The organism is Streptomyces sp. NPDC048420 (assembly GCF_040651535.1).
Lineage (GTDB): Bacteria > Actinomycetota > Actinomycetes > Streptomycetales > Streptomycetaceae > Streptomyces.
On record NZ_JBEZKG010000005.1, the window covers coordinates 179,130 to 199,619 of the forward strand.

Annotated in this window: 20 protein-coding genes; 6 read left to right on the forward strand and 14 right to left on the reverse strand. The window is 71.3% G+C overall.

What is annotated here, in order from left to right:
* Nucleotides 1-15 precede the first annotated feature (15 nt).
* Entirely contained in the window at nt 16-1,011 is a 996-nt protein-coding gene (corA, locus tag AB0D34_RS10465) for a magnesium/cobalt transporter CorA (RefSeq protein ID WP_362659492.1), read from the reverse strand.
* Between the two features lie 61 nt (nt 1,012-1,072).
* On the opposite strand from corA, the gene AB0D34_RS10470 reads away from it, so the two are divergent.
* The 4 genes from AB0D34_RS10470 (at nt 1,073) to mshC (ending at nt 4,553) form a co-directional block, all read left to right on the forward strand.
* Nucleotides 1,073-1,759 (forward strand): histidine phosphatase family protein, encoded by a 687-nt coding sequence (locus AB0D34_RS10470; protein WP_362659494.1) that lies wholly within the window; start codon nt 1,073-1,075, stop codon nt 1,757-1,759.
* A 96-nt stretch (nt 1,760-1,855) separates the two neighbouring features.
* Entirely contained in the window at nt 1,856-2,446 is a 591-nt protein-coding gene (locus AB0D34_RS10475) for a DUF3090 domain-containing protein (RefSeq protein ID WP_362659498.1), read from the forward strand.
* Nucleotides 2,410-3,222: an SCO1664 family protein gene (locus AB0D34_RS10480; RefSeq protein ID WP_362659501.1), complete on the forward strand. Its 813-nt coding sequence runs from the start codon at nt 2,410-2,412 to the stop codon at nt 3,220-3,222. The genes AB0D34_RS10475 and AB0D34_RS10480 overlap by 37 nt, the downstream gene beginning before the upstream one ends.
* A gap of 101 nt (nt 3,223-3,323) precedes the next feature.
* Nucleotides 3,324-4,553 (forward strand): cysteine--1-D-myo-inosityl 2-amino-2-deoxy-alpha-D-glucopyranoside ligase, encoded by a 1,230-nt coding sequence (gene mshC / locus AB0D34_RS10485; protein ID WP_362659504.1) that lies wholly within the window; start codon nt 3,324-3,326, stop codon nt 4,551-4,553.
* A gap of 68 nt (nt 4,554-4,621) precedes the next feature.
* Here mshC and AB0D34_RS10490 read toward each other — a convergent pair whose 3' ends face one another.
* Nucleotides 4,622-5,098 (reverse strand): hypothetical protein, encoded by a 477-nt coding sequence (locus AB0D34_RS10490; protein ID WP_362659507.1) that lies wholly within the window; start codon nt 5,096-5,098, stop codon nt 4,622-4,624.
* 44 nt (nt 5,099-5,142) lie between these two features.
* Nucleotides 5,143-6,852 carry a S8 family peptidase gene (locus AB0D34_RS10495; protein ID WP_362659510.1) on the reverse strand — a complete coding sequence of 570 codons (1,710 nt, stop codon included), beginning with the start codon at nt 6,850-6,852 and terminating at the stop codon, nt 5,143-5,145.
* A gap of 266 nt (nt 6,853-7,118) precedes the next feature.
* On the opposite strand from AB0D34_RS10495, the gene AB0D34_RS10500 reads away from it, so the two are divergent.
* Nucleotides 7,119-8,048 carry a superoxide dismutase gene (locus tag AB0D34_RS10500; RefSeq protein ID WP_362659512.1) on the forward strand — a complete coding sequence of 310 codons (930 nt, stop codon included), beginning with the start codon at nt 7,119-7,121 and terminating at the stop codon, nt 8,046-8,048.
* 79 nt (nt 8,049-8,127) lie between these two features.
* Here the strand turns inward: AB0D34_RS10500 and AB0D34_RS10505 are convergent, their stop codons facing one another.
* The 8 genes from AB0D34_RS10505 to AB0D34_RS10540 form a co-directional block, all read right to left on the reverse strand.
* Entirely contained in the window at nt 8,128-9,138 is a 1,011-nt protein-coding gene (locus tag AB0D34_RS10505; protein WP_362659515.1) for a PAC2 family protein, read from the reverse strand.
* A 303-nt stretch (nt 9,139-9,441) separates the two neighbouring features.
* The gene (locus tag AB0D34_RS10510; RefSeq protein ID WP_362659517.1) at nt 9,442-10,113 is read right to left on the reverse strand and encodes a FadR/GntR family transcriptional regulator; all 672 of its coding nucleotides are present in this window, start codon (nt 10,111-10,113) and stop codon (nt 9,442-9,444) included.
* Nucleotides 10,114-10,180: 67 nt separating this feature from the next.
* Nucleotides 10,181-11,476: an amidohydrolase gene (locus AB0D34_RS10515; protein ID WP_362659520.1), complete on the reverse strand. Its 1,296-nt coding sequence runs from the start codon at nt 11,474-11,476 to the stop codon at nt 10,181-10,183.
* On the reverse strand, nt 11,473-12,225 hold the full coding sequence (locus AB0D34_RS10520; RefSeq protein WP_362659521.1) for a nucleoside phosphorylase: 753 nt from the start codon (nt 12,223-12,225) through the stop codon (nt 11,473-11,475). The genes AB0D34_RS10515 and AB0D34_RS10520 overlap by 4 nt, the downstream gene beginning before the upstream one ends.
* On the reverse strand, nt 12,222-13,088 hold the full coding sequence (locus AB0D34_RS10525; RefSeq protein ID WP_362659524.1) for an ABC transporter permease: 867 nt from the start codon (nt 13,086-13,088) through the stop codon (nt 12,222-12,224). The genes AB0D34_RS10520 and AB0D34_RS10525 overlap by 4 nt, the downstream gene beginning before the upstream one ends.
* Nucleotides 13,088-14,146, reverse strand: coding sequence for an ABC transporter permease (locus AB0D34_RS10530; RefSeq protein ID WP_362659526.1), 1,059 nt, complete (start codon nt 14,144-14,146; stop codon nt 13,088-13,090). The genes AB0D34_RS10525 and AB0D34_RS10530 overlap by 1 nt, the downstream gene beginning before the upstream one ends.
* A 1-nt stretch (nt 14,147) precedes the next feature.
* The gene (locus AB0D34_RS10535) at nt 14,148-15,683 is read right to left on the reverse strand and encodes an ABC transporter ATP-binding protein (RefSeq protein ID WP_362659529.1); all 1,536 of its coding nucleotides are present in this window, start codon (nt 15,681-15,683) and stop codon (nt 14,148-14,150) included.
* Nucleotides 15,664-16,716 carry a BMP family ABC transporter substrate-binding protein gene (locus AB0D34_RS10540; protein WP_362659532.1) on the reverse strand — a complete coding sequence of 351 codons (1,053 nt, stop codon included), beginning with the start codon at nt 16,714-16,716 and terminating at the stop codon, nt 15,664-15,666. Before AB0D34_RS10540 ends, AB0D34_RS10535 begins: the two co-directional genes overlap by 20 nt.
* A gap of 294 nt (nt 16,717-17,010) precedes the next feature.
* On the opposite strand from AB0D34_RS10540, the gene mtnA reads away from it, so the two are divergent.
* A complete protein-coding gene (gene mtnA / locus AB0D34_RS10545) occupies nt 17,011-18,042 on the forward strand; it encodes an S-methyl-5-thioribose-1-phosphate isomerase (protein ID WP_362659535.1) in 1,032 nt (343 codons plus the stop codon).
* A gap of 52 nt (nt 18,043-18,094) precedes the next feature.
* On the opposite strand, the gene mtnB is transcribed toward mtnA, so the two are convergent.
* From mtnB to AB0D34_RS10560, 3 genes are read right to left on the reverse strand one after another with little or no spacing between them, the layout of a single operon-like run.
* Complete coding sequence (mtnB, locus tag AB0D34_RS10550; RefSeq protein WP_362659538.1) at nt 18,095-18,703, reverse strand: methylthioribulose 1-phosphate dehydratase; 609 nt, start codon at nt 18,701-18,703, stop codon at nt 18,095-18,097.
* On the reverse strand, nt 18,700-19,419 hold the full coding sequence (gene mtnC / locus AB0D34_RS10555) for an acireductone synthase (protein WP_362659541.1): 720 nt from the start codon (nt 19,417-19,419) through the stop codon (nt 18,700-18,702). The genes mtnB and mtnC overlap by 4 nt, the downstream gene beginning before the upstream one ends.
* Nucleotides 19,416-20,000 carry a cupin gene (locus AB0D34_RS10560; RefSeq protein WP_362659544.1) on the reverse strand — a complete coding sequence of 195 codons (585 nt, stop codon included), beginning with the start codon at nt 19,998-20,000 and terminating at the stop codon, nt 19,416-19,418. The genes mtnC and AB0D34_RS10560 overlap by 4 nt, the downstream gene beginning before the upstream one ends.
* Nucleotides 20,001-20,490 lie beyond the last annotated feature (490 nt).

Sequence of the window (20,490 nt, forward strand, 5' to 3'; positions counted from 1 at the left end):
CCACGAGAAGAGCGCCTACAGCCAGCCCCGGCGCTTGAACGTCCGGTACAACAGCACCTCCAGGACGCCCATCACCGCGATCACCGCCGGGTACGACCACACCCAGTGCAGCTCGGGCATGTGCTCGAAGTTCATGCCGTAGATCCCCGCGATCATCGTGGGGACCGCGGCCATGGCCGCCCACGCGGAGATCTTCCGCATGTCGTCGTTCTGCCGGACGCTCATCTGCGCGAGATGCGCCGACAGGACGTCCGACACCAGCCGGTCCAGGCCCTCCACCGACTCGTTCACGCGCGCGAGATGGTCGTTGACGTCCCGGAAGAAGGGCCGCGCCCGGTCGTTCACGAACGGCACCGTCCCGCCGTACGCCCCCACGCCCGCGAGCCGGGTCAGCGGCATCGAGAGCGGGACGGTGGCCCGGCGGAACTCCAGGATCTGCCGCTTGAAGGTGTAGATCCGGGACGCGGTGCCCCCCGAACCGCCGCCGTCCGGCGAGAACACCTCCGCCTCCAGCTCCTCCAGGTCGGTCCCCAGCTCCGTCGCCACCTCCAGGTAGTGGTCCACGACGGCGTCGGCGACCGCGTACAACACCGAGGTGGGTCCCTTGCCGAGCAGTTCCGGCTCGTGCTCCAGGCGCTCGCGTACGGCCTTCAGTGGCGAGCCCACGCCATGACGGACCGTCACCACGAAGGCGTCGCCGAGGAAGAGCATGACCTCGCCGGTCGAGACGGCGTCGCTCTCCGGCTCGTACACGACCGGCTTCAGGACCACGAACAGCGAGTCGTCGTAGACCTCGAGCTTGGGCCGCTGATGGGCCTTGAGGGCGTCCTCCACCGCCAGCGGATGCAGTCCGAACTCCCGGGTGACCAGGTCGAACTCCTTCTCCGACGGCTCGTGCAGCCCGATCCACACGAACCCGCCCGCCGACCGCGCCTGGTCCAGCGCGTCGGACAGGTCCTCGGGCCCCTCGGTCCGGTGGCCCTCCCGATAGATGGCACAGTCGACGATCACGGAGCGTATTCTCCCGTCGCTCGCAGGACACTGCATTCCGGCGTACGCCTACCCTTGCCGCATGCCCACGTTGATCCTTGTCAGGCACGGACGATCCACCGCGAACACCGAGGGGCTGCTCGCCGGGTGGACGCCCGGGGTCGCCCTGGACGAGCGCGGCGCCGCGCAGGCCGCCGCGCTGCCCGGACGGCTTGAGGGGGTGCCGATCTCCGAGGTCGTTGCCAGCCCGCTGCAACGCTGCCAGGAAACGATTCAGCCGCTGCTCGACGCCCGCCCCGGCCTCACGGCACACAGCGAGGAGCGCATCGGGGAGTGCCACTACGGCGACTGGTCCGGCCGCAAGCTCTCCGAGCTCATGGGAGAGCCGCTCATGGAGGTCGTCCAAGCGCACCCCTCGGCGGCCGCGTTCCCCGGCGGCGAGTCCATGCGGGCCATGCAGACGCGCGCGGCGGAGGCCGTACGCGAGTGGAACGCGCGCGTGGAGCGCGATCACGGCGCCGACGCCGTCTATCTGATGTGCTCGCACGGCGACATCATCAAGTCGCTCGTGGCGGACGCACTCGGACTTCACCTCGACCTCTTTCAGCGGATCTCCGTCGAACCGTGTTCCGTCACCGTCATCCGCTACACCCGTCTGAGGCCGTTTCTCGTCCGCCTCGGCGACACCGGTGACTTCGCGTCTCTGGTGCCGCGCGAGGAGGCGCCGGGCGGTGACGCCCCGGTCGGTGGTGGTGCGGGCGCACCGTGATCGTCGGGCGCAGTAGGGTGAAGCGGTTCACTCAAGCGCGTTCACTCATGGACGTTCCCCTCGTTCCCGTACTCACGAATCCAATGGAGACAGGACGTGTCCCGTCAGGTGTTCCTCTTTGACCCTCCGGACCGCTTCGTGGCCGGCACGGTCGGACTGCCCGGGCGCCGTACGTTCTTCCTCCAGGCCACGGCCGGCCCCCGAGTGACCAGCGTGGCCCTGGAGAAGACGCAGGTGGCCGCCCTCGCCGAGCGGATGGACGAACTCCTCGACGAGGTCGTGCGCCGCAGCGGCGGCAGTGCGCCCGTTCCGGCCGTGCCGCCCACCGAGATCTCCGACACCGCCCCCCTCGACACCCCCATCGAGGAGGAGTTCCGGGTCGGCACCATGGCCCTCGCCTGGGACGGCGAGGAGCAGCGCATGATCGTCGAGGCGCAGGCCCTCGTGGAGTTGGAGGCCGACTCCGAGGAGGACCTCGCCGAAGCCGAGGAGAAGCTCCTCCAGGACGAGGAGAACGGACCCCCGATGCTGCGGGTCCGGCTCACCGGCGCGCAGGCCAGGGCCTTCGCCAAGCGCGCCCTGGACGTCGTCAACGCCGGGCGGCCGCCGTGCCCGCTGTGCAGCCTCCCGCTCGACCCGGAAGGACACGTATGTCCGCGCCAGAACGGATACCGTCGCGGAGCGTGACGACGGCAGAGCTGCTCACCCGGGGTGAGCTGACGGTACGCGGGCAGATCCGGGACGCCTCCAACGCGGTGCTGCACTGCTCCGTCGCGTACGACGGCCAGGAGGCGCTCTGCGTCTACAAGCCGGTCCGCGGCGAAAGAGCCCTCTGGGACTTCCCGGACGGCACCCTCGCCCAGCGCGAGGTCGCCGCGTACGAGGTCTCCGAGGCGACCGGCTGGGGCCTGGTGCCGCCCACCGTGCTCCGGGACGGCCCCTACGGCGAGGGCATGTGCCAGCTGTGGATCGACGGCGTGCCGGGCAGCGAACTGCTCGCCCTGGTCGACGCCGAGGAACCCGAGCCGGGCTGGAAGGCCATCGGCCTCGCCGAGGTCGGCGAGGGGAAGACCGCGCTGCTGGTGCACGCGGACGACGAGCGGCTGCGCAGGCTCGCCGTCCTCGACGCCGTGATCAACAACGCTGACCGCAAGGGCGGCCATCTGCTGCCCGCCGAGGGCGGCCGTCTCTACGGCATCGACCACGGAGTGACCTTCAACACCGAGAACAAGCTCCGCACGCTGCTGTGGGGCTGGGCGGGGGAGCCGCTGACCGGGGAGGCGGTCGACGTCCTCAAGGGCCTCAGGGAGGCCCTGGCGGGGGAGTTGGCCGTCCGGCTGGCCGCCCTGATCACCGCCGCCGAACTGGACGCCACGCGCGCGCGTGTAGACGCCCTGCTGGGCTCCGGGAAGCACCCGGAACCGAGCGGCGAGTGGCCGGCCATTCCCTGGCCGCCCGTTTAGCAGCACACTGCACACCGTGCCGTACCGCGCAAGAAGGCCTTACCGGCCATCCGGCCCGGTCCGGTTCGTATACGGAACATCCGTCCGGTTAGGCTCATGACATGCATGCCTGGCCCGCTTCCGAGGTCCCCGCCCTGCCTGGTCAGGGCCGCGACCTGAGGATCCACGACACCGCGACCGGCGGTCTGGTCTCCCTCGACCCCGGTCCCGTCGCCCGTATCTACGTCTGCGGCATCACGCCGTACGACGCCACCCACATGGGGCACGCGGCGACCTACAACGCGTTCGACCTGGTTCAGCGCGTGTGGCTCGACACCAAGCGGCAGGTCCACTACGTCCAGAACGTCACCGACATCGACGACCCGCTCCTGGAGCGCGCCGAGCGGGACAGCGTCGACTGGACCGCCCTCGCCGAGAAGGAGACAGCCCTCTTCCGCGAGGACATGACCGCCCTGAGGATGCTGCCCCCGCAGCACTACATCGGCGCGGTCGAGGCGATACCCGGGATCGTGCCGCTCGTCGAACGGCTGCGGGACGCCGGTGCCGCCTACGAGCTCGAAGGGGACACCTATTTCTCCGTCGAGTCCGACCCCGACTTCGGCAAGGTCTCGAACCTCGACGCGGCCGCCATGCGGCTGCTGTCCGCCGAGCGCGGCGGCGACCCGGACCGCCCGGGCAAGAAGAACCCGCTCGACCCGATGCTGTGGATGGCCGCCCGTGAGGGCGAGCCCAGCTGGGACGGCGCCTCGCTGGGGCGCGGCCGGCCGGGCTGGCACATCGAGTGCGTCGCGATCGCCCTCGACCACCTCGGCATGACCTTCGACGTCCAGGGCGGCGGCTCCGACCTCGCCTTCCCGCACCACGAGATGGGCGCCTCCCACGCCCAGGTGCTCACCGGCGAGTTCCCCATGGCCAAGGCGTACGTCCACGCCGGCATGGTCGCCCTCGACGGCGAGAAGATGTCCAAGTCCAAGGGCAACCTGGTCTTCGTGTCGCAGCTGCGGCGCGAGGGCGTCGACCCCGCCGCCATCCGGCTCGCGCTGCTCGCCCACCACTACCGGGCCGACTGGGAGTGGACCGACCAGGTCCTCCAGGACGCCGTGGACCGGCTGGGCCGCTGGCGTGCCGCTGTCTCCCGTCCCGACGGACCGCCCGCCGAGGCGCTCGTCGAGGAGATCCGCGAGGCCCTCTCCAACGACCTGGACGCCCCGGCCGCGCTCCTCGCCGTGGACCGCTGGGCCGCTGTACAGCAGGAGCAGGGCGGTACCGACATCGGGGCGCCCGGTGTGGCGACACGTGCGGTGGACGCGCTGCTCGGTGTGGCCCTCTAGAAGGCCGTGCGGAAGGGGCGCTTCCTCCCCGCGGAGGGAAGCGCCCCTCGCTGCCGCTCAGGCGCCGGTCAGAAGCGCTGGATCCGTACGCTGCGCAGCACGTTCGGCGACTGGCCGTCCCACACACCGATGACCTGGTGGCCGAACGCGAACGCCTCCTGGATCTGCTGGTGGAGCTGGGGAGAGGGGTTGGCCAGGCTCCGGAACTGGCCGTTGACGCGCAGGAAGATCTGCTGTGGCAGGCCGGGGAGCGGTACGACGATGTCGATGAACGCGTCGGCCACTCCGGCGTCGAGCGACTGGGTCTGGACCTGCTGCACCACGGACTGGGTGAGCTGGAGGATCTGCTGCTCCTGCTGGTTCTGCTGTTGTTGTCCTCCCAGTTGCTGGATCAGCTGCTGGTAGGGCTGCTGCTGCCCGAGTTGCTGGAGCTGCTCCAGGGAGCCGAGGCCACCCTGCTGCTGATACGGCGATGTGCTCGGGAACTGCTGTCCCTGCTGCTGGCCTTGCTGTCCCAGTTGTCCCATCTGCGGGGTGATGCTCATGCGGGTGTCACCTTCCCTTGATGGTGTCGGGTCGTGCCGTGCCGTCAGCCGGTGACCACCAGGCCGACGATCTCGTCGTCCGAGAACCACACCCGGACGTCGGGCCGTCCGCCCGCGAAGGCGGCGTGCACCGCCTGCCGGATCTCGGGGGACGGGTGGTTCAGGTTGCGCCACGCACCGGCCACGAACAGCCTCAGGCGCGGCGGGAGTTCACGGGGATAGGGCAGGAGCTCGTCCCAGTACCGCTCGGCCTGGCCCGAGCCGACCGCCTCCGGGAGCAGCCGGGTGACCGCCGACCTGATGTCGGGCCGGTTGCCGATCCGCTGCGAGGCGGGCCGGCCCGGCGCGTCCTGCTGCGGGGTGCCCGTGGCGCGCAGTACCGTACGGGCGCGTTCCGGGGACATCGACGGTTGGCCGGCCGCCTTGAGCATGCCCTGCAGCGCGGCCAGCGCGCCGACCACCACCGGGGAGGCGGAGGAGGTCCCGGAGAACGTGTCCGTGTACCAGGCGATCTCCTCGGGGCCGCCCTGGAGGTCTCCGGGCCTGTCCCAGAAGCCGCCGGTGGTGGTGACCTCGCGTCCCCAGCCCTGGGCGTCCACGCGCACGCCGTAGTTGGAGAAGGCGAGGCGCGAGCGGTCCGGGCCGTGGTCGCGGCCGTGAGTGCCCGGCGGCGGGGCGCCCGCGCCGACCAGGACGGCGCCTGAGGACTGGTTGGACGGGTTGAACGGGTTGCGCCACCACTCCGGGAAGTCGTCGGGGCGGCGCTCGTAGACGGCGTCGTCGAGGGACTCGCCGCCGTTGCCCGCGGCCGCCACGACCAGGACGCCCCTGGCGGTCGCGTAGCGCACGGCCGCGTAGTCGTCCGGCCACCACTCGATCGCGATGTAGCCCTTCTGGTCGTCGCGGATCTCGTGGTCGAACCGTGGTCCGGGGCGGTGCAGTCCGACCAGCACGATGTCACCGGGGCCCAGCCGGTCGGCCGCCGCCTGGATCGCGGCCGCCGTGCCGATGCCCTGGAAGGACGCGGCCGCGGTCACCGCCTCCGGCACGATCCCGGTCACTCCGCGCTCGCCCGGGTCCCCGCCGATCACGCCGATCACGGCGGTGCCGTGGTTGCGCCAGGCCAGGTCGGTCAGCGGGGTGCCGACGACCACGCCTGCGAGCTTGGCGGCAAGGTCCTCGTGGCTCAGCTGCCAGGCGCCCTCGACGTCGATCACGGTCACCCCCTGACCCGTCCCGCCGGGGCGCTGCCAGGCCCAGTGGGCGTCGATCCCCTCGGGGGCCGGGCGCAGATAACCCTGCCGTCCGGTGAAGTCGGGCGTCACCGGCGTGCCCTCCTTCAGCCGGCGGTCGTCCTCCACCGTCGCGGGCACAGCCGGTGGCTTGACGTACGCCGTGTCGATGCCCGGCAACGCGGCGATCCGGGCCCGCAGTTCCGCCGCCCGGTCCGCTCCGCCCCGCACCCGGTAGAACCGCGCGAGGTCGGGAACGCCTTCCTCAGGGTTCTGCTGGAGGCGCTCCTCGCTGCCGAACAGCGGCTCCAGGGCCAGCTGTTCGTCGCTGAGGAACATGTTGAGGGCGGACACATCGGCGCCGGCCGCCGAGCGCACTCCCTCGGCCCCGGCACGCAGCCGGGCCTCGGGGCGGGCGACGACGATCAGTTCCTCTTCGGCTCCCCGGTAGGTGAATCCCGCTCCGTCGGGGCCCGGCCCGGAGGCTCCCGGGCCCTGTGGCGGCTGTACCTGCTCGGTCATCGGGTACCGCTCCCTTCGGTCCGTGCGGGTGCTGCGGGTGCCTTCCGGGGGACAACCAAGCACCACAACGGCGGCTCGTCCAGCCCGCGTTCGCCAACTCGGTTTGAAAACAAGTTGAATTGGGTAACGTGTGCAATCCGTCCGGAAACCGATGTCACGCCACAATCCGGCCAAAGGCTGTGGAGACAACGGTCATGTGATGGGGTGGGAGCGTCGCTTGACCGTTCGGCCGGCCGTGCGCCGGCCCCCTGGCGGAAGGACGCACCGTGGCACCCGCAGACCGTTCCTTCGCACGTCGCACACTCCTGACCACGACCGCCGCGCTGACCGGGTCGGCCCTGCTCGCCGGCACCGCGCACGCGGCCGAGACCCGGCACGCGGCGTGGCCCGCGCAGTTCCCCCTGCCCGACGGTTTCCAGCCCGAGGGCATCACCATCGGTTCCGAGCCGTACGCCTACTTCGGCTCGCTCGCGAACGGCGACATCTACCGGGCGAGCCTGGCCACCGGCCGCGGCAAGGTCGTCGCGAAGGGCTCCGGGCGCCCCACCGTCGGCCTGAAGATCGACCGGCACGGCAGACTCTTCCTCGCCGGTGGCGACAGCGGCGAGATCCGGACCGTCGACGCCCGCTCCGGCGAGACCGAGCAGGTGCACGCCACCGGCGGCACCTTCGTGAACGACGTGATCCTCACCCCGGGCGCCGCCTGGTTCACCGACTCTTTCAAGCCGGTCCTGTACAAGCTGGCCAAGGGCGCGGTGGAGACCGTACCGCTGACCGGGGACTGGCAGCAGGGGCCCGAGTTCACGGCCAACGGCATCGAGCGCACGCCCGACGGTCGCGCCCTGCTCGTGGTGAACACCTTCGCGGGTGGCGGCGGCCTCATGCGGGTCGACCCGCGCACCGGCGTCGCCCGCGCCGTCGACCTCGGCGCGTCGAAACTCCCCAACGGCGACGGCCTGTTGCTGCTCGGCCACACCCTTTACGCCGTCCAGCAGCAACAGAACGCGATCGATGTGTTCCGGCTGAACGGCTCCGGCACCCGGGGCGCCGCGATCACCCGGATCACCGACCCGCGCTTCCGCATCCCGACGACGGCCGCCGCGTGGGGGAAGCGGCTCTACCTGCCCAACGCGCGCTTCGACGTGGAGCCGACGCCCGCGACCGATTACGACGCGGTGGCGGTACGGCAGGTCTGACACGGCGGAGGGCGGTGCGCATCCCGCGCACCGCCCTCACCGGCCGGTTATCGGCCCGGACCTCGACCCGGCCCCCGGCTCAGTCCTCCGACGAGGAGTCCTCGTCGTCCGGCTCCGGTTCTGTTTCCGCCTCCGCTTCCGGCTTCGGCGGCTTGGTGGGCTTCGTACGACCAGTCGGGCCGTCCCGCAGATAGGCCGTGCTGTCACTGCCGTCCGTCGTCGCGTGACCGCCCGGCGGCCCCGGCTGGCCGCCGTCCCGGCGCCGCAGATACCGCTCGAACTCCCGGGCGATCGCCTCGCCCGAGGCCTCCGGCAGCTCCGCGGTGTCCCGGGCCTCCTCCAGCGTCTGGACGTACTCCGCGACCTCGCTGTCCTCGGCGGCCAGCTGGTCCACGCCCACCTGCCAGGCGCGCGCGTCCTCGGCCAGCTCGCCCAGCGGGATACGGACGTCGATCAGGTCCTCCAGACGGTTCAGGAGGGCCAGTGTCGCCTTCGGGTTCGGCGGCTGCGACACGTAGTGCGGTACGGCCGCCCACAGGGACACCGCGGGGACGCCCGCGTGGGTGCAGGCCTCCTGGAGGATGCCGACGATGCCTGTGGGGCCCTCGTACTTGGTCTCCTCCAGGTCCATCCGCTGGGCCAGGTCCGCGTCGGACGTGGTCCCGCTGATCGGCACAGGTCGGGTGTGCGGGGTGTCGCCGAGCAGCGCGCCCAGGATCACCACCAGCTCCACGCCCAGTTCGTGGGCGAAGCCGAGGAGCTCGTTGCAGAACGAGCGCCACCGCATCGACGGTTCGATACCTCGGACGAGTACGAGATCGCGCGGCTTCTCACCGCCGACGCGGACCACCGACAACCTTGTCGTCGGCCACGTGATCTTGCGCACTCCGCCGTCCAGCCACACCGTGGGGCGGTTCACCTGGAAGTCGTAGTAGTCCTCGGCGTCGAGCGCCGCGAACACCTCGCCCTTCCACTCCCTGTCCAGATGCGCGACCGCGGTGGAGGCGGCGTCGCCGGCATCGTTCCAGCCCTCGAACGCGGCCACCATGACCGGGTCGATCAGCTCGGGTACCCCCTCGAGCTCGATCACCCAGGCCTCCTTCCGACGTGCCCTCGCTTAACGCACCAACCTTACGGCGTCCGGCGGGGGCGCCCGCAGCCCCCTTGCACGGGGGAGTGAACGGATCACTGCCCCGATCGCCACCCGGGAACACCCCACAGTCATCCGAGCTGTTCCGGTCATGCGTACGGCGTGCCGGAATGATCTACCTGACCCTGCCTGCCGCGGGCGCTCCGGGGCCCGCGCTCTCCCCGCTCAGTGCCCGGCCCGGGCAGGACCAAGCTCCCCGTACCGCTCCTCCGGCCGGCGGCACCCGAGCCCACCCCGCATGACTCACAGAGTGGACCGCAGCCACTGCTCCACGCTCGCGATGTGCACGGTCGCCCAGGAGCGGGCCGCCTCGGCGTCCCGGTCGCGCAGGGCCGCGAGGATCGCCCGGTGCTCGTGCAGGGTGCGGCTGACCGCGTCCTCCTGGGTCAGACCGCGCCAGATCCGGGCCCGGGTGGTGGGCCCGGACAGGCCGTCCATCAGTGAGCAGAGCACGGAGTTGCCGGAGCTCCGCACGATCCCGCGGTGGAAGTCCAGGTCGCAGGCGACCAGCTCCTCCACCGACGGACTGTCCCCCAGCTTGTCCAACTGGGCGCCCAGCGCGTCCAGTTGCTGCTCGCTGATCCGGGAGGCGGCCATCGCGGTCGCGGCCGGCTCCAATATGCGGCGCACGGCCAGGAACTCCAGGACGGTGTCGTCGCGGTGGAAGTCCACGACGAAACTCAGCGCCTCCAGGAGGAGTTGCGGGTCCAGGCTGGTCACATAGGTGCCGTCGCCCTGCCGGACATCCAGGATCCGGATCAGCGACAGCGCCCGCACGGCCTCGCGCAGCGAGTTCCGGGAGAGCCCGAGCTCGGAGGCGAGCTCGCTCTCCTTGGGGAGCCGTTCGCCGGGGCGCAGCGCGCCGGAGACGATCATGCCCTTGATCTTCTCGATCGCCTCGTCGGTGACAGCCATGTCCGGCCTCCTTCTCGCCCCGCACTGCGCTGAGACGTCGGATGTCTCAGCACATTATGCGGCCTGCTCAGATCAGCGCCTCCAGATCCGCGATCACGGCCCGCTCGTCCAGTGTGCGCAGCTCACGGTCCCGCATCAGCACCCGCCCGTCCACGACGGTGTCCCGTACGTCCGCCGAGTGCGCCGCGTACGCCAGCGTCGACCACGGGTCGTGCAGCGGCCGCAGATGCGGGGCGTTCAGGTCCAGGACGATCAGATCGGCCCGCTTGCCGGCCTCCAGCGACCCCAGGTGCTCCCCGAGGCCCAGCGCCCGCGCGCCCTCGATCGTCGCCATGCGTACGGCCCGCTCGGCACCGACGGCCGTCGGGTCGCCGTCCGCCTTGTGCACCAGCGCCGCCTGCCGTACGGCCCCGAGCACGTCCAGCGAGTTGGAGCTGACGGCCCCGTCCGTGCCGAGCCCGACGGTCACCCCGGCGCCCAGCAGCCGCGGCACCGGCGCGATCCCGCAGCCCAGCTTCAGGTTCGAGACCGGACAGTGGGCGACCGAGGTTCCGGTGCGGGCCAGCGCCGCTATCTCGGGCCCGGTGAGGTCGACGGCGTGCGCGAGCAGCAGGTCCGGGCCGAGCACGCCGAGCGAGGCCAGCAGTTCGACCGGCCGTTTGCCGTACCGCACCTCGACCGTGGCGACCTCGGTGGCGTTCTCGGCCGCGTGGATGTGCAGCAGCGCCCCGAACTCCCGGGCCAGGGCGGCGATCTCGGTGAGCTGGTCGGGGGAGAGGGTGTATGCGGAGTGCGCGAAGACGACCGGACGGCGGCCGTGCCGGGCCGGACCTCGCGCCTGGAGGTCCTGCCGGGCCCACCCGAGCCGCTCCTCGTACGCGCGGCCGTCGGGCGGCTCCGGCACGTCCATGAAGGTGGGCCCGGAGTGCAGCCGCCAGCCCGCCTCCCGGGCCGCCCGCTCGGCCGCCTCGTGGAACCAGTACATGTCGAGCGCCGACGTCACCCCGGCCCGGACGCTCTCGGCGATCGCCAGCCGCACGGCCGCAGCCACGTTCTTCGGCGCGAGCAGCTCGGCCTCCGCGGGCAGCACCCGCTCCAGGAACTGCTGGAGGGTCACGTCGTCGGCGCGGCCGCGCAGCAGGGTCATCGCGAGGTGGGTGTGGGTGTTGATCAGGCCGGGCAGGACGAGGCAGCCCGTGGCGTCAAGCGACTCCTCGGCTGCGAACCGGGTACAAAGCTCTTCCGCCTGACCGACGGCCACGATCTCGCCCTCGTGCACGGCGACGGCACCGTCGTGCACCACGGTTCCCGCCTCGTCGACCGTCAGGACGGCACCACCGTGCACCAACAGGTCGATGTTCACAGCGCGTTCCCCTCCGCGAGCAGCCGCAGCGCCTCCAGCGAGACCACCGCGCCCCGCTCGACTCCGGCCGCGACGACCTCGCGGTGCGGGTCGTAGACGCTGGCGCCTTCCTCGTCGACCAGTTCGTCCGCGTTCGCCCCGTCGACGACGAGCACGCCACCCGCGACCAGTCCCCGCAGCGAGGCGGTCACCAGCAGCGCGGACAGCTCCATCTCGATCGCCGCGAGCCCGGCACCGTCGTAGGAGAAGAGCGGCAGGAGTCCGGGTTGGAAGGCGGCCCGGGTCCAGACGATGCCCCGGTGGTGCGGCGCTCCCGTCTCGCGGGCCGCGCGCTGGAGCGCGAGGACCGCCTCGGGTGCCGAAACCGCCGGGTACTCGGGCGGCAGCAGCTGCTGGGTCACCCCGTCGTCGCGTACGGCCGCCTCCGCGATGACAAGGTCGCCGTCGCCGATGCCGGGCTTCATCGCGCCCGCCGTACCGAACCGCAGGATCGTGCGGATCCCCGCGTCCGCCAGCTCCTGGAACAGCAGGATCGCACCGGGACCGCCCACCCCGTGCGAGGCGACGGTGACCGGCACGCCCTTCCAACTCCCGCTGAACACACGGTATTCGCGGTGGTACGACACCTCCTCGGCGCCGTCGAGGAGCGCTGCGACGGCGGCCGCGCGCGCCGGGTCGCCGACCACGACCGCGTGCGCGGGGAGACCGGTGCGGGGTATGCGGGTGACGGGCAGCAGGTCCTGGCTCATGAGGCGGCTCCGGAGGGGCGGATACGGCGACGGCGGCGGGCCGTCGTGAGGAAGAGGGCGGCGAGCGTGACGACGTAGGGCGCGGCGTCGGTCGCCTGCTGGGGCAGGCCGAGGCCCTGGAGGCGGAAGCCGGCCGCCTCGGCGAGCCCGAACAGCAGCGCGGCGAGCAGCACGCCGACCGGGGCGGCGCGGCCGAGCATGACCGCGACGACGGCGATCCAGCCGCGGCCCGCCGTCATGTTCTCGGTGAACAAGGTGACGTTGCCGAGGGCGAGTTGGGCCCCGGCGAGCCCGCACAGGATTCCGGAGACCAGGATGGCCGCGTACTTGTACCTCGCCGGGCTCACCCCCAGCGTTGCCGCCGCGTCCGGGGCCTCGCCGACCCCGCGCAGCCTGAGCCCCCACACGTGCCGCGAGAGCAGTACCGCGGCCACGGCGACCGCCGCCCACGACAGATAGGTGAGCGGGGTGAAGCCACCGACCAACGGCAGCCCGGACAGTGACGGATCGTCAAAACTGCCCTGCACACCGAAGACCGTACGCAGGAGGAAGCCGGTCAGGCCGACGGCCAGGAGATTCATGGCCACGCCCAGAACGACCGCGTCCCCGCGCAGGGTCACCGCGCCCACGGCCAGGATCAGCGAGTACGCGGCCGCTGCGAGGGCCGCCGCCAGGACGCCGAGCCAGGCGCTGCCGGTGAACCAGCTGGTCGCGACCGAGGTGAAGCAGCCCATCAGCATCATGCCTTCGAGGCCGATGTTGAAGACGCCCGCCCGTTCGCAGATCGCGCCGCCGAGCGCGGCCAGCAGGATCGGGGTGAGCGCGCGCAGCGCCGACATCAGCAGATCGGAGTCGAGGAACATCACACCGCCTCCTTGCGGCGGTTGAGCCGACGGCCGGGCAACCACCGTCCGGGGAACCGCAGTCGGGCCGCCAGAAACACGATCACGATGGCCTGGAGCACCTGAGTGAGCTCGCGCGGGACCTCCGTCGTGCGCTCCATCGCGAGGCCGCCGACCTGGAGGACCGCGAATAAGAACGACGAGATCACCGTGCCGATCGGGGCCGCAGTCGCCAGCAGCGCGGCCGTGAGTCCCGTCCAGGTGTAGCCGGGCGCGGTGAGCGAGCCGTCGACGAAGCGGTAGGGGAAGCTCAACACCCCGATCGCGCCCACGAGTCCGGCGAGCGCCCCGGAGACCGACATCAACTTCAGTGTCAGGCCCCGGCGTTCGACACCGGCGTACGCGGAGAAGCGGGAGTTGAGGCCGGTCATGCGGATCTCGTACCCGATGGCAGTCCGCTTGTCCGTGAACCAGTAGGCGGCCGCGGCGAGGACGACCAGCAGCAGGCCTACCGTGACCGTCGAGTCGCCGAACGCGGGCAGGGCCACCCCGTCCGGCAGCACCCGGGTCTGCGGGAGGCTGGAGCCGGGCTCCTTGAGCGGGTAACGGGCCAGGTAGGAGGCGAGCGAGACCGCCGGATAGCTCAGCAGCAGACTGCTGACCAGCAGCGGGACGCCGAGGTGGTTCTCGCACAGGGCGGCCAGGGCCGCGTACCCGGCGCCGGCCGCCATGCCCGCGAGGAGGGCCAGGAGGACGGTCAGGGGTGCGGGCAGCGGCGCGTACAGGCCGGTGACGGCCGCGGTGATCCCGCCGAGCACCAGCTGCCCGTCGCCGCCGAGGTTGATCAGCCCGGCCCGCAGCGGGATCGCCAGGGCGAGCGCCATGCCGAGCACGCTGGTGCCGGTGGACAGGGTGGAGCCGATGCCGTCCGCGCCGAGCGAGCCGGTCAGGACGGCCTCGTACGCCGTGACCGGGTCCGCGCCGGTGCCGACGAGGAAGAGCGCGCCGATGAGGACGCCCGCGAGCACGGGAAAGGTGACGGGGGAGCGCAGGGCTCGTTGGATGCGTTCTTGGTTCATGTCAGTCGGCGGCTTCCACTCGTTCGCTCGTACCGCCCGCCATCGCGAGCCCCAGCGTCCGTTCGTCCGCCTCGGTCTTGTCGTACGTCGCCGTGATCCGGCCCTCGTACATCACCAGGACCCGGTCCGCGAGCCCCCGGATCTCGCTCAGCTCGGCCGAGACGAGGAGGACGGCGTGACCGGCGTCGCGGTAGGCGATCAGCTGGTCGTGGATGTTCTGGATCGCGCCGATGTCGACTCCGCGTGTGGGCTGCTCGACGAGCAACAGCGGGGCCTCGTGGGCGAGTTCGCGGCCGATCAGCAGCTTCTGGAGGTTGCCGCCGGAGAGCGCGGAGGCGGTCACATCGGGTGTGGACGCCTTGATGCCGAAGCGCTCGATCAGCCGCCGCGCGTGTGCCCGCACGGACGCCGGGGGCAGCAGGCCGCGGTGCGACAGGGACGTACGGTGGTGTCCCATCGCGAGGTTGTCGGCCACGGACGCGGCCGGGGCCGTACCGACCGCGTGCCGGTCCTCGGGGACGTACGCCAGGCCCCTCAGACGCCGCTCGGTGGCGGAGGCGTGCGTGATGTCCTGCCCCTTCAGCGTCACGCGGCCCGCGGAGAGCTGCCGCAGCCCGGCCAGCGCCTGGACCAGCTCGCTCTGTCCGTTGCCGGCGACGCCCGCGATGCCGACGATCTCCCCCGCACGGACGGCGAGCGTGATGTCGTGCACGGAGTCGGTGGAGACGCCTGTCGCGTCGAGCACCACCTCGCCCGGCGTGCCCGGGGCGTGGACGCGGTCCAACGCGACCGCGCGGCCCGTCATGGCGGCGGCGATCTCGTCGGCGGAGGTCTCGGCGGTGACCAGACGGGCCACAACCCGGCCGTCCCGCAGGACGGTGACGTTGTCGCTGCCCTCCAGCACCTCGCGCAGCTTGTGCGTGACCAGGATCACCGTACGGCCCTGCGCGGCCAGTGATTTGAGGACCGCGAACAGGGCGTCGGCCTCGGCGGGGGTGAGGACCGCCGTCGGCTCGTCGAGGATCAGCGTCCGGGCGCCGCGGTGCAGCAGCTTCAGGATCTCGACGCGCTGGCGCAGGCCCACGGGCAGGTCGCCGACGCGGGCGTCCGGGTCGACGGCCAGACCGTGCTCCTCGGCGAGCTCCCGCACCCGGCGACGGGCGGCGGCCCGGTCCACCAGGCCGAAGCGGCGCGGCTCGGCGGCGTAGACGATGTTCTCGGCGACCGTCAGCGAGTCGAAGAGCTTGAAGCTCTGGTGGACCATGCCGAGCCCGGCGGCCATGGCCTCGGACGGGCTGGCGAAACCGGAGGCGACGGTCCGCCCGTCGACACGGATCGTCCCGGCATCCGGACGTTCCATGCCGTAGAGGACCGACATGAGCGTGGACTTCCCGGCGCCGTTCTCCCCCATGAGGGCGTGGATCTCGCCGGGGCGGACGGTCAGGTCGACGCGGTCGTTGGCGAGCGTCCCGGGGAACCGCTTGGTGATTCCCCGGAGTTCGACCGCCGCCGGGGGCTCAGCCTGCGGCGGGGTCATCGACCGTCAGCTTCCCCGCGACGATCTGGTCGCGCAGTTCCTTCACCTTGGCGAGGACGTCCTTGTGGTCGGCGATCACGCACTTCGAGGAGTCGACGCCGGCCTCCAGCCCGGTGAGGCTGATGCCGCCCTCCTTGAGTCCGTACGACACGGTCGTGCCCGTCGTGCCGGCCAGGACCGACTCGATGCCCTTCGCCACGGCGACGTCGGTGCGCTTGATCACGTTGTCGACGACCGTGCCGGGCGCCGAGGGGCACTGGTTGACGTCGACGCCGTACGCGTAGGCGCCCTTGGCCTTCGCGGCCTCGAAGACGCCGTAGTTGCCGGCCGCGGCGGCCGCCATGATCTGGTCGTAGCCCTGGGAGAGCAGGGTGCTCGCCTGCTCCTTGGCGCGGGCCGAGTCGTCGAAGGGGGACTGACCGCCGACGAAGCGGGTGCCCGTGGCGGTCTTCGGCGCGACCTTCTTGGCACCGGCCGCGAACGGGTCGCTGTAGCGGCGGAACTGGGGGGTGTCGAGGACGTCGACCGCGCCGACCTTGCCCGACTTGCTGAGCAGGCCCGCCTCCGCGCCCGCGAGGTAGACACCCTCGTGCTCGCGGAAGACCGCGCAACTGACGTTCTTGTACGTCTTGCTCGTGCACGCGTCGATGATCAGGAACTGCTGCTTCGGGTTCTTCTGCGCCTGCTGCGCCACGAGGTCGGCGAACTCGAAGCCGACCAGCACGATGACGTCCGGCTTCGCGTCCACCGCGGCCTGCACGTTCTGCTGCTGGGAGGCGGTGTCCGTGGACTCGTAGACCTTCTGCGTCCCGTCGTGCTGCTTCGCCGCGTCCTTGATGCCGGTGACGGCGAGCTTCAGGAACTCGTTCTGCCCCACGGCATCCGGCGTGACCAGGGTGAACGACGGGCCGCTGCCCCCGCTCGCGCTGTTGGAGGCGTCGTTCTTGGCGGCGGCGTTGCAGGCCGTGGCGGCGGTGACCAGGAGCGCGGTGGCGGCGACGGCCTGAAGGGTACGGCGGTTTCTGCGGAACATCGGGGACCTTCCGGGGGTACGGCGAGGACCACGCTCGGCGGTGAGCGGGTGAGGGAGAAGGCGCGACGGGCGGTGGAGGAAGGCTCAGCGTCGACAGCCGTCGCCGGCACACCGGCCGAAGTCGAGGAAACGGCGCTTGGTCAGCAGCACGGGCTTCCTCCTTCGTCTCGGTCTGCGGACTGGGTGCTGGACTTTAACACCCGTTTCCAGACAGCCGCCCGACTGTCTCGAACTATGGTTCGCCCAGGTCATGTACGGTGGCGAGACCCACCGGAACATCAGGAGTGTCCCGAAATGCCCCAGGAACTGCGCGCCGTCGAATGGACCGGATCCGGCCTCGCGCTCATAGACCAGACGCTGCTGCCGCACCGCACCGAGACGGTGGATGTCCGCGATGTGGACACTCTGGTCGACGCGATCCAGCGTCTCGTGGTGCGGGGTGCGCCCGCGATCGGCGCGGCGGGGGGTTACGGAGTCGCCCTCGCGCTGATCGAGGGGGAGCGGGAGGGGTGGTCGGAGGCCGAGGTGCGCGCGGCCGTCGCCCGTGTCCGCGAGGCCCGGCCCACCGCCGTCAACCTCATGGTGTGCGTGGACCGGGTGATGACCCGCTTCGAGGAGGGGCTGGGCGCGGTGCTCGAAGAGGCCGCCGCGGTCCAGCGCGAGGACGTCGAGGCGAACCGGGCGATGGGCGCCTTCGGAGCCGACTGGCTGCTCGAAAAGGTAGGCCTGGACCGGCCGTTGAGGATCCTGACGCACTGCAACACCGGGGCGCTGGCGACGGCCGGATGGGGCACCGCCCTCGGCGTCATCCGTGAACTCCACGCGCGCGGGCGCCTGGAGGTCGTCTACGCCGACGAGACGCGCCCTCTGCTCCAGGGATCCCGGCTCACCGCCTGGGAGTTGGTCCAGGAGGGCATCCCGCACTACGTCCAGGCGGACGGGGCCGCCGCCGGCACGATCCTGCGCGGCGAGGTCGACGCGGCGATCGTCGGCGCGGACCGCATCGCGGCGAACGGTGACACGGCGAACAAGGTGGGCACGGTGGGCGTCGCCCTCGCCTGCGCCGACGCGGGCATCCCCTTCCTGGTCGCGGCACCGACCACGACGGTCGACCTCTCGACCAAGACGGGCGACGACATCCACATCGAACTCCGGGGCGAGTCCGAGGTGTTGGAGTGGGCGGGGGTGCGGACGGCTCCGGCTCAGTCGCGGGGGCACAATCCGGCGTTCGACGTGACACCGGGGCGCCTGGTGACCGGCCTGGTGACCGAGCGGGGCGTGCTGGAGGTCTCGGTGGGCGAACTCCCGGGCGACCGGCTGAAGTAGCCGCCCACTGCAAAAAAGAGGGGACCCCCTGCCCGGGGCCCCTCTCACCGTCTCAGCGGCCCGTGAGCTCCAACTCCAGCAGCCACTCCACCACTTCGGTGTGATGCCGGGCCTGACGCGGGTCCGCGCCCCACACGTACAGTCCGTGCCCGGCGACGACCACCGCCGGCATCCGCGGGTTGCGCGCCTCCTCAAGGCGGTCCCCGAGCACCTTCATGTCCTGGCTGTTGGCGATGACCGGCAGTGTCACCTCGACATCGTGCGCGGGCTGGCCGACGCCCTTGAGCATCTCCAGGTCGCTGAAGACGATCCCGCCCGGTTCACGCTTCCCCATGGCCACCGAGGCGACGGTGTGCACGTGGACCACGGCACCGGCTCCGGTGAGCGCGGCCACGCGGGCGTGCAGCTCGGCCTCGGCGGACGGCTTCCCGCCCTGTACGGCCGCTCCTTGTCCGTCCACCAACACCACGTCCGCGGGCGTCAGTTCGCCCTTGTCGTGCCCACTGGCGGTGACGGCGAGCAGCAGCGGCTCACGGGAGAGCACCACGGACAGGTTCCCGGAGGTGCCCCGCATCCAGCCGAACGAGGCGAAGCGGGCGGACTCGGCGGCGAGCACCGCCCCCGCCTCCTCCAGGTCGAGTGCGCTGATGTCGGTGGTCACGAAGTGCTCCTTGAAATGGTGATCTCGTCGAACGTCCCCGCCGCGGCGTGGTCGCCGACACCTTGCTCGTAGTACGGCTCCCCGGGCCGCCGAATCCCGACGGCCTGCCAGCCGGCCTCGCGGGCCGCGTCCAGCTCACCGGGGCGGTCGGAGAGGAACAACAGGCGGTCCGGGGCGATGCCGGTCGCCGAGGCGATACGGCGGTACGACTCCGCCTCCTGCTTGGGCCCGGCGTTCTCGGTGTCGTAGAGCCCGGAGACCAGTGGAGTGAGGTCGCCCGCAGGGCTGTTGGTGAACCACGCCCGCTGCGCGGCGACGGACCCGGACGAGTAGACGTAGAGCCGTAGGCCCTCCGCGTGCCAGGCGCGCAACTCCGGTACGACGTCGTCGTAGAAGTGCGAGACGAGGTCGCCGCGGGCGAAGCCCTCCGACCAGATGAGGCCCTGGAGGGTCTTCAGCGGGGTCGCCTTGCGGTCCTCGTCGAGCCAGGCGTTCAGGGCCTTCTCGACGCGTCCGGCGTCGGCGTCCGGCTCGCCGATCTCCTCGCGCACCTGGGCGACCGCCCGCGCCACCTCGGGGTTCTCGGACCGTTCGGTGAGCAGCGCGGCGAACCGCGAGCGGGAGTACGGGTAGAGCACGTCGACGACGAAGCCCGTGGCGCTCGTGGTGCCCTCGATGTCGAGCACCACGGCGTCCACGTCGTAGTGCAGGCTCACGCGTGGTACCCGGCGGCGATCGTGTCGTAGTCCGGGAAGCGGGAGGCGATGGTGGAGCCGGTGAAGTTGCCGATCCAGCCGTCCTCCTCGTGGAAGAAGCGGATCGCGGTGAAGGAGGGGTTGGTGCCCATGTCGAACCAGTGGGTGGTGCCGCGCGGCACGCCGAGCAGGTCGCCCTTCTCGCAGAAGACCGCGTGCACCTCGCCGTTCACGTGCAGGTAGAAGATCCCGGAGCCGGAGACGAAGAAGCGGACCTCGTCATCGTCGTCGTGGGTGTGCTCCTGGAGGAACTTCTCGCGGGCCGCCTTGGCCTTCGCCGGGAACTCCGGGTCGTCGCTGGGGTGCAGACCGAGGACGTCGACGGTGGTGAAGCCCTCCTCGGCGTTCAGCTTGTCGATCTCGGGGCCGTAGGCGGCGAACACGGTCTCGCTGTCGGCGTCGAACGGGACGTCCTCGCGGACCGGCCACTGCTCGTAGCGCACACCGAGCGGCTTCAGCGCCTCGGCGATCTCGGCGGGGTCCGAGGTGCGGCGGAGCAGGGTCTCGGGGCCGGACTCGGACCAGGTGGTCAGCAGCGTCATGGGAGCAACTCCAGGGCTCTGGAAGGAAAGTCCGGATACCGGGACAAGCACCGGACGGGCGGGGGAGGAAGAGGGGCGGTGAGGGGTGAGCGGCAGCGGTTGGTCAGCCGCGACACAGCGCGCTGCAACAGCGGCGCATGCAGGGCATGTGCATCGCTTTCGCGCCAGGTGTCGTCATCAGGGCCTCACTGTGCCGGGTCGGGTGCCGGTCCTGCGATGGTAACTCCGGCCGTGACCTGGGCCTGGTGTGACGTAGTCGTTGTCTCACCTGATGAGAAAGCGGTTCCATATCTTTGACGTGTGGCTGAAATCGTTCTCATGATCTGCGTATGAAGACGCTGCTGCTCGTGCGGCGGCTGTACGTGGACTTGCTCCGGTCGACCACAGCCAGCTGTCGCTGACCCCTTCCGGAGCCCCGGCCTGCCTGCCTCCCCTCTGTGCGGTGGCGCATTCCTTTCCCTCTGCTCCGGGCCAAGCACCCCCTTCATCC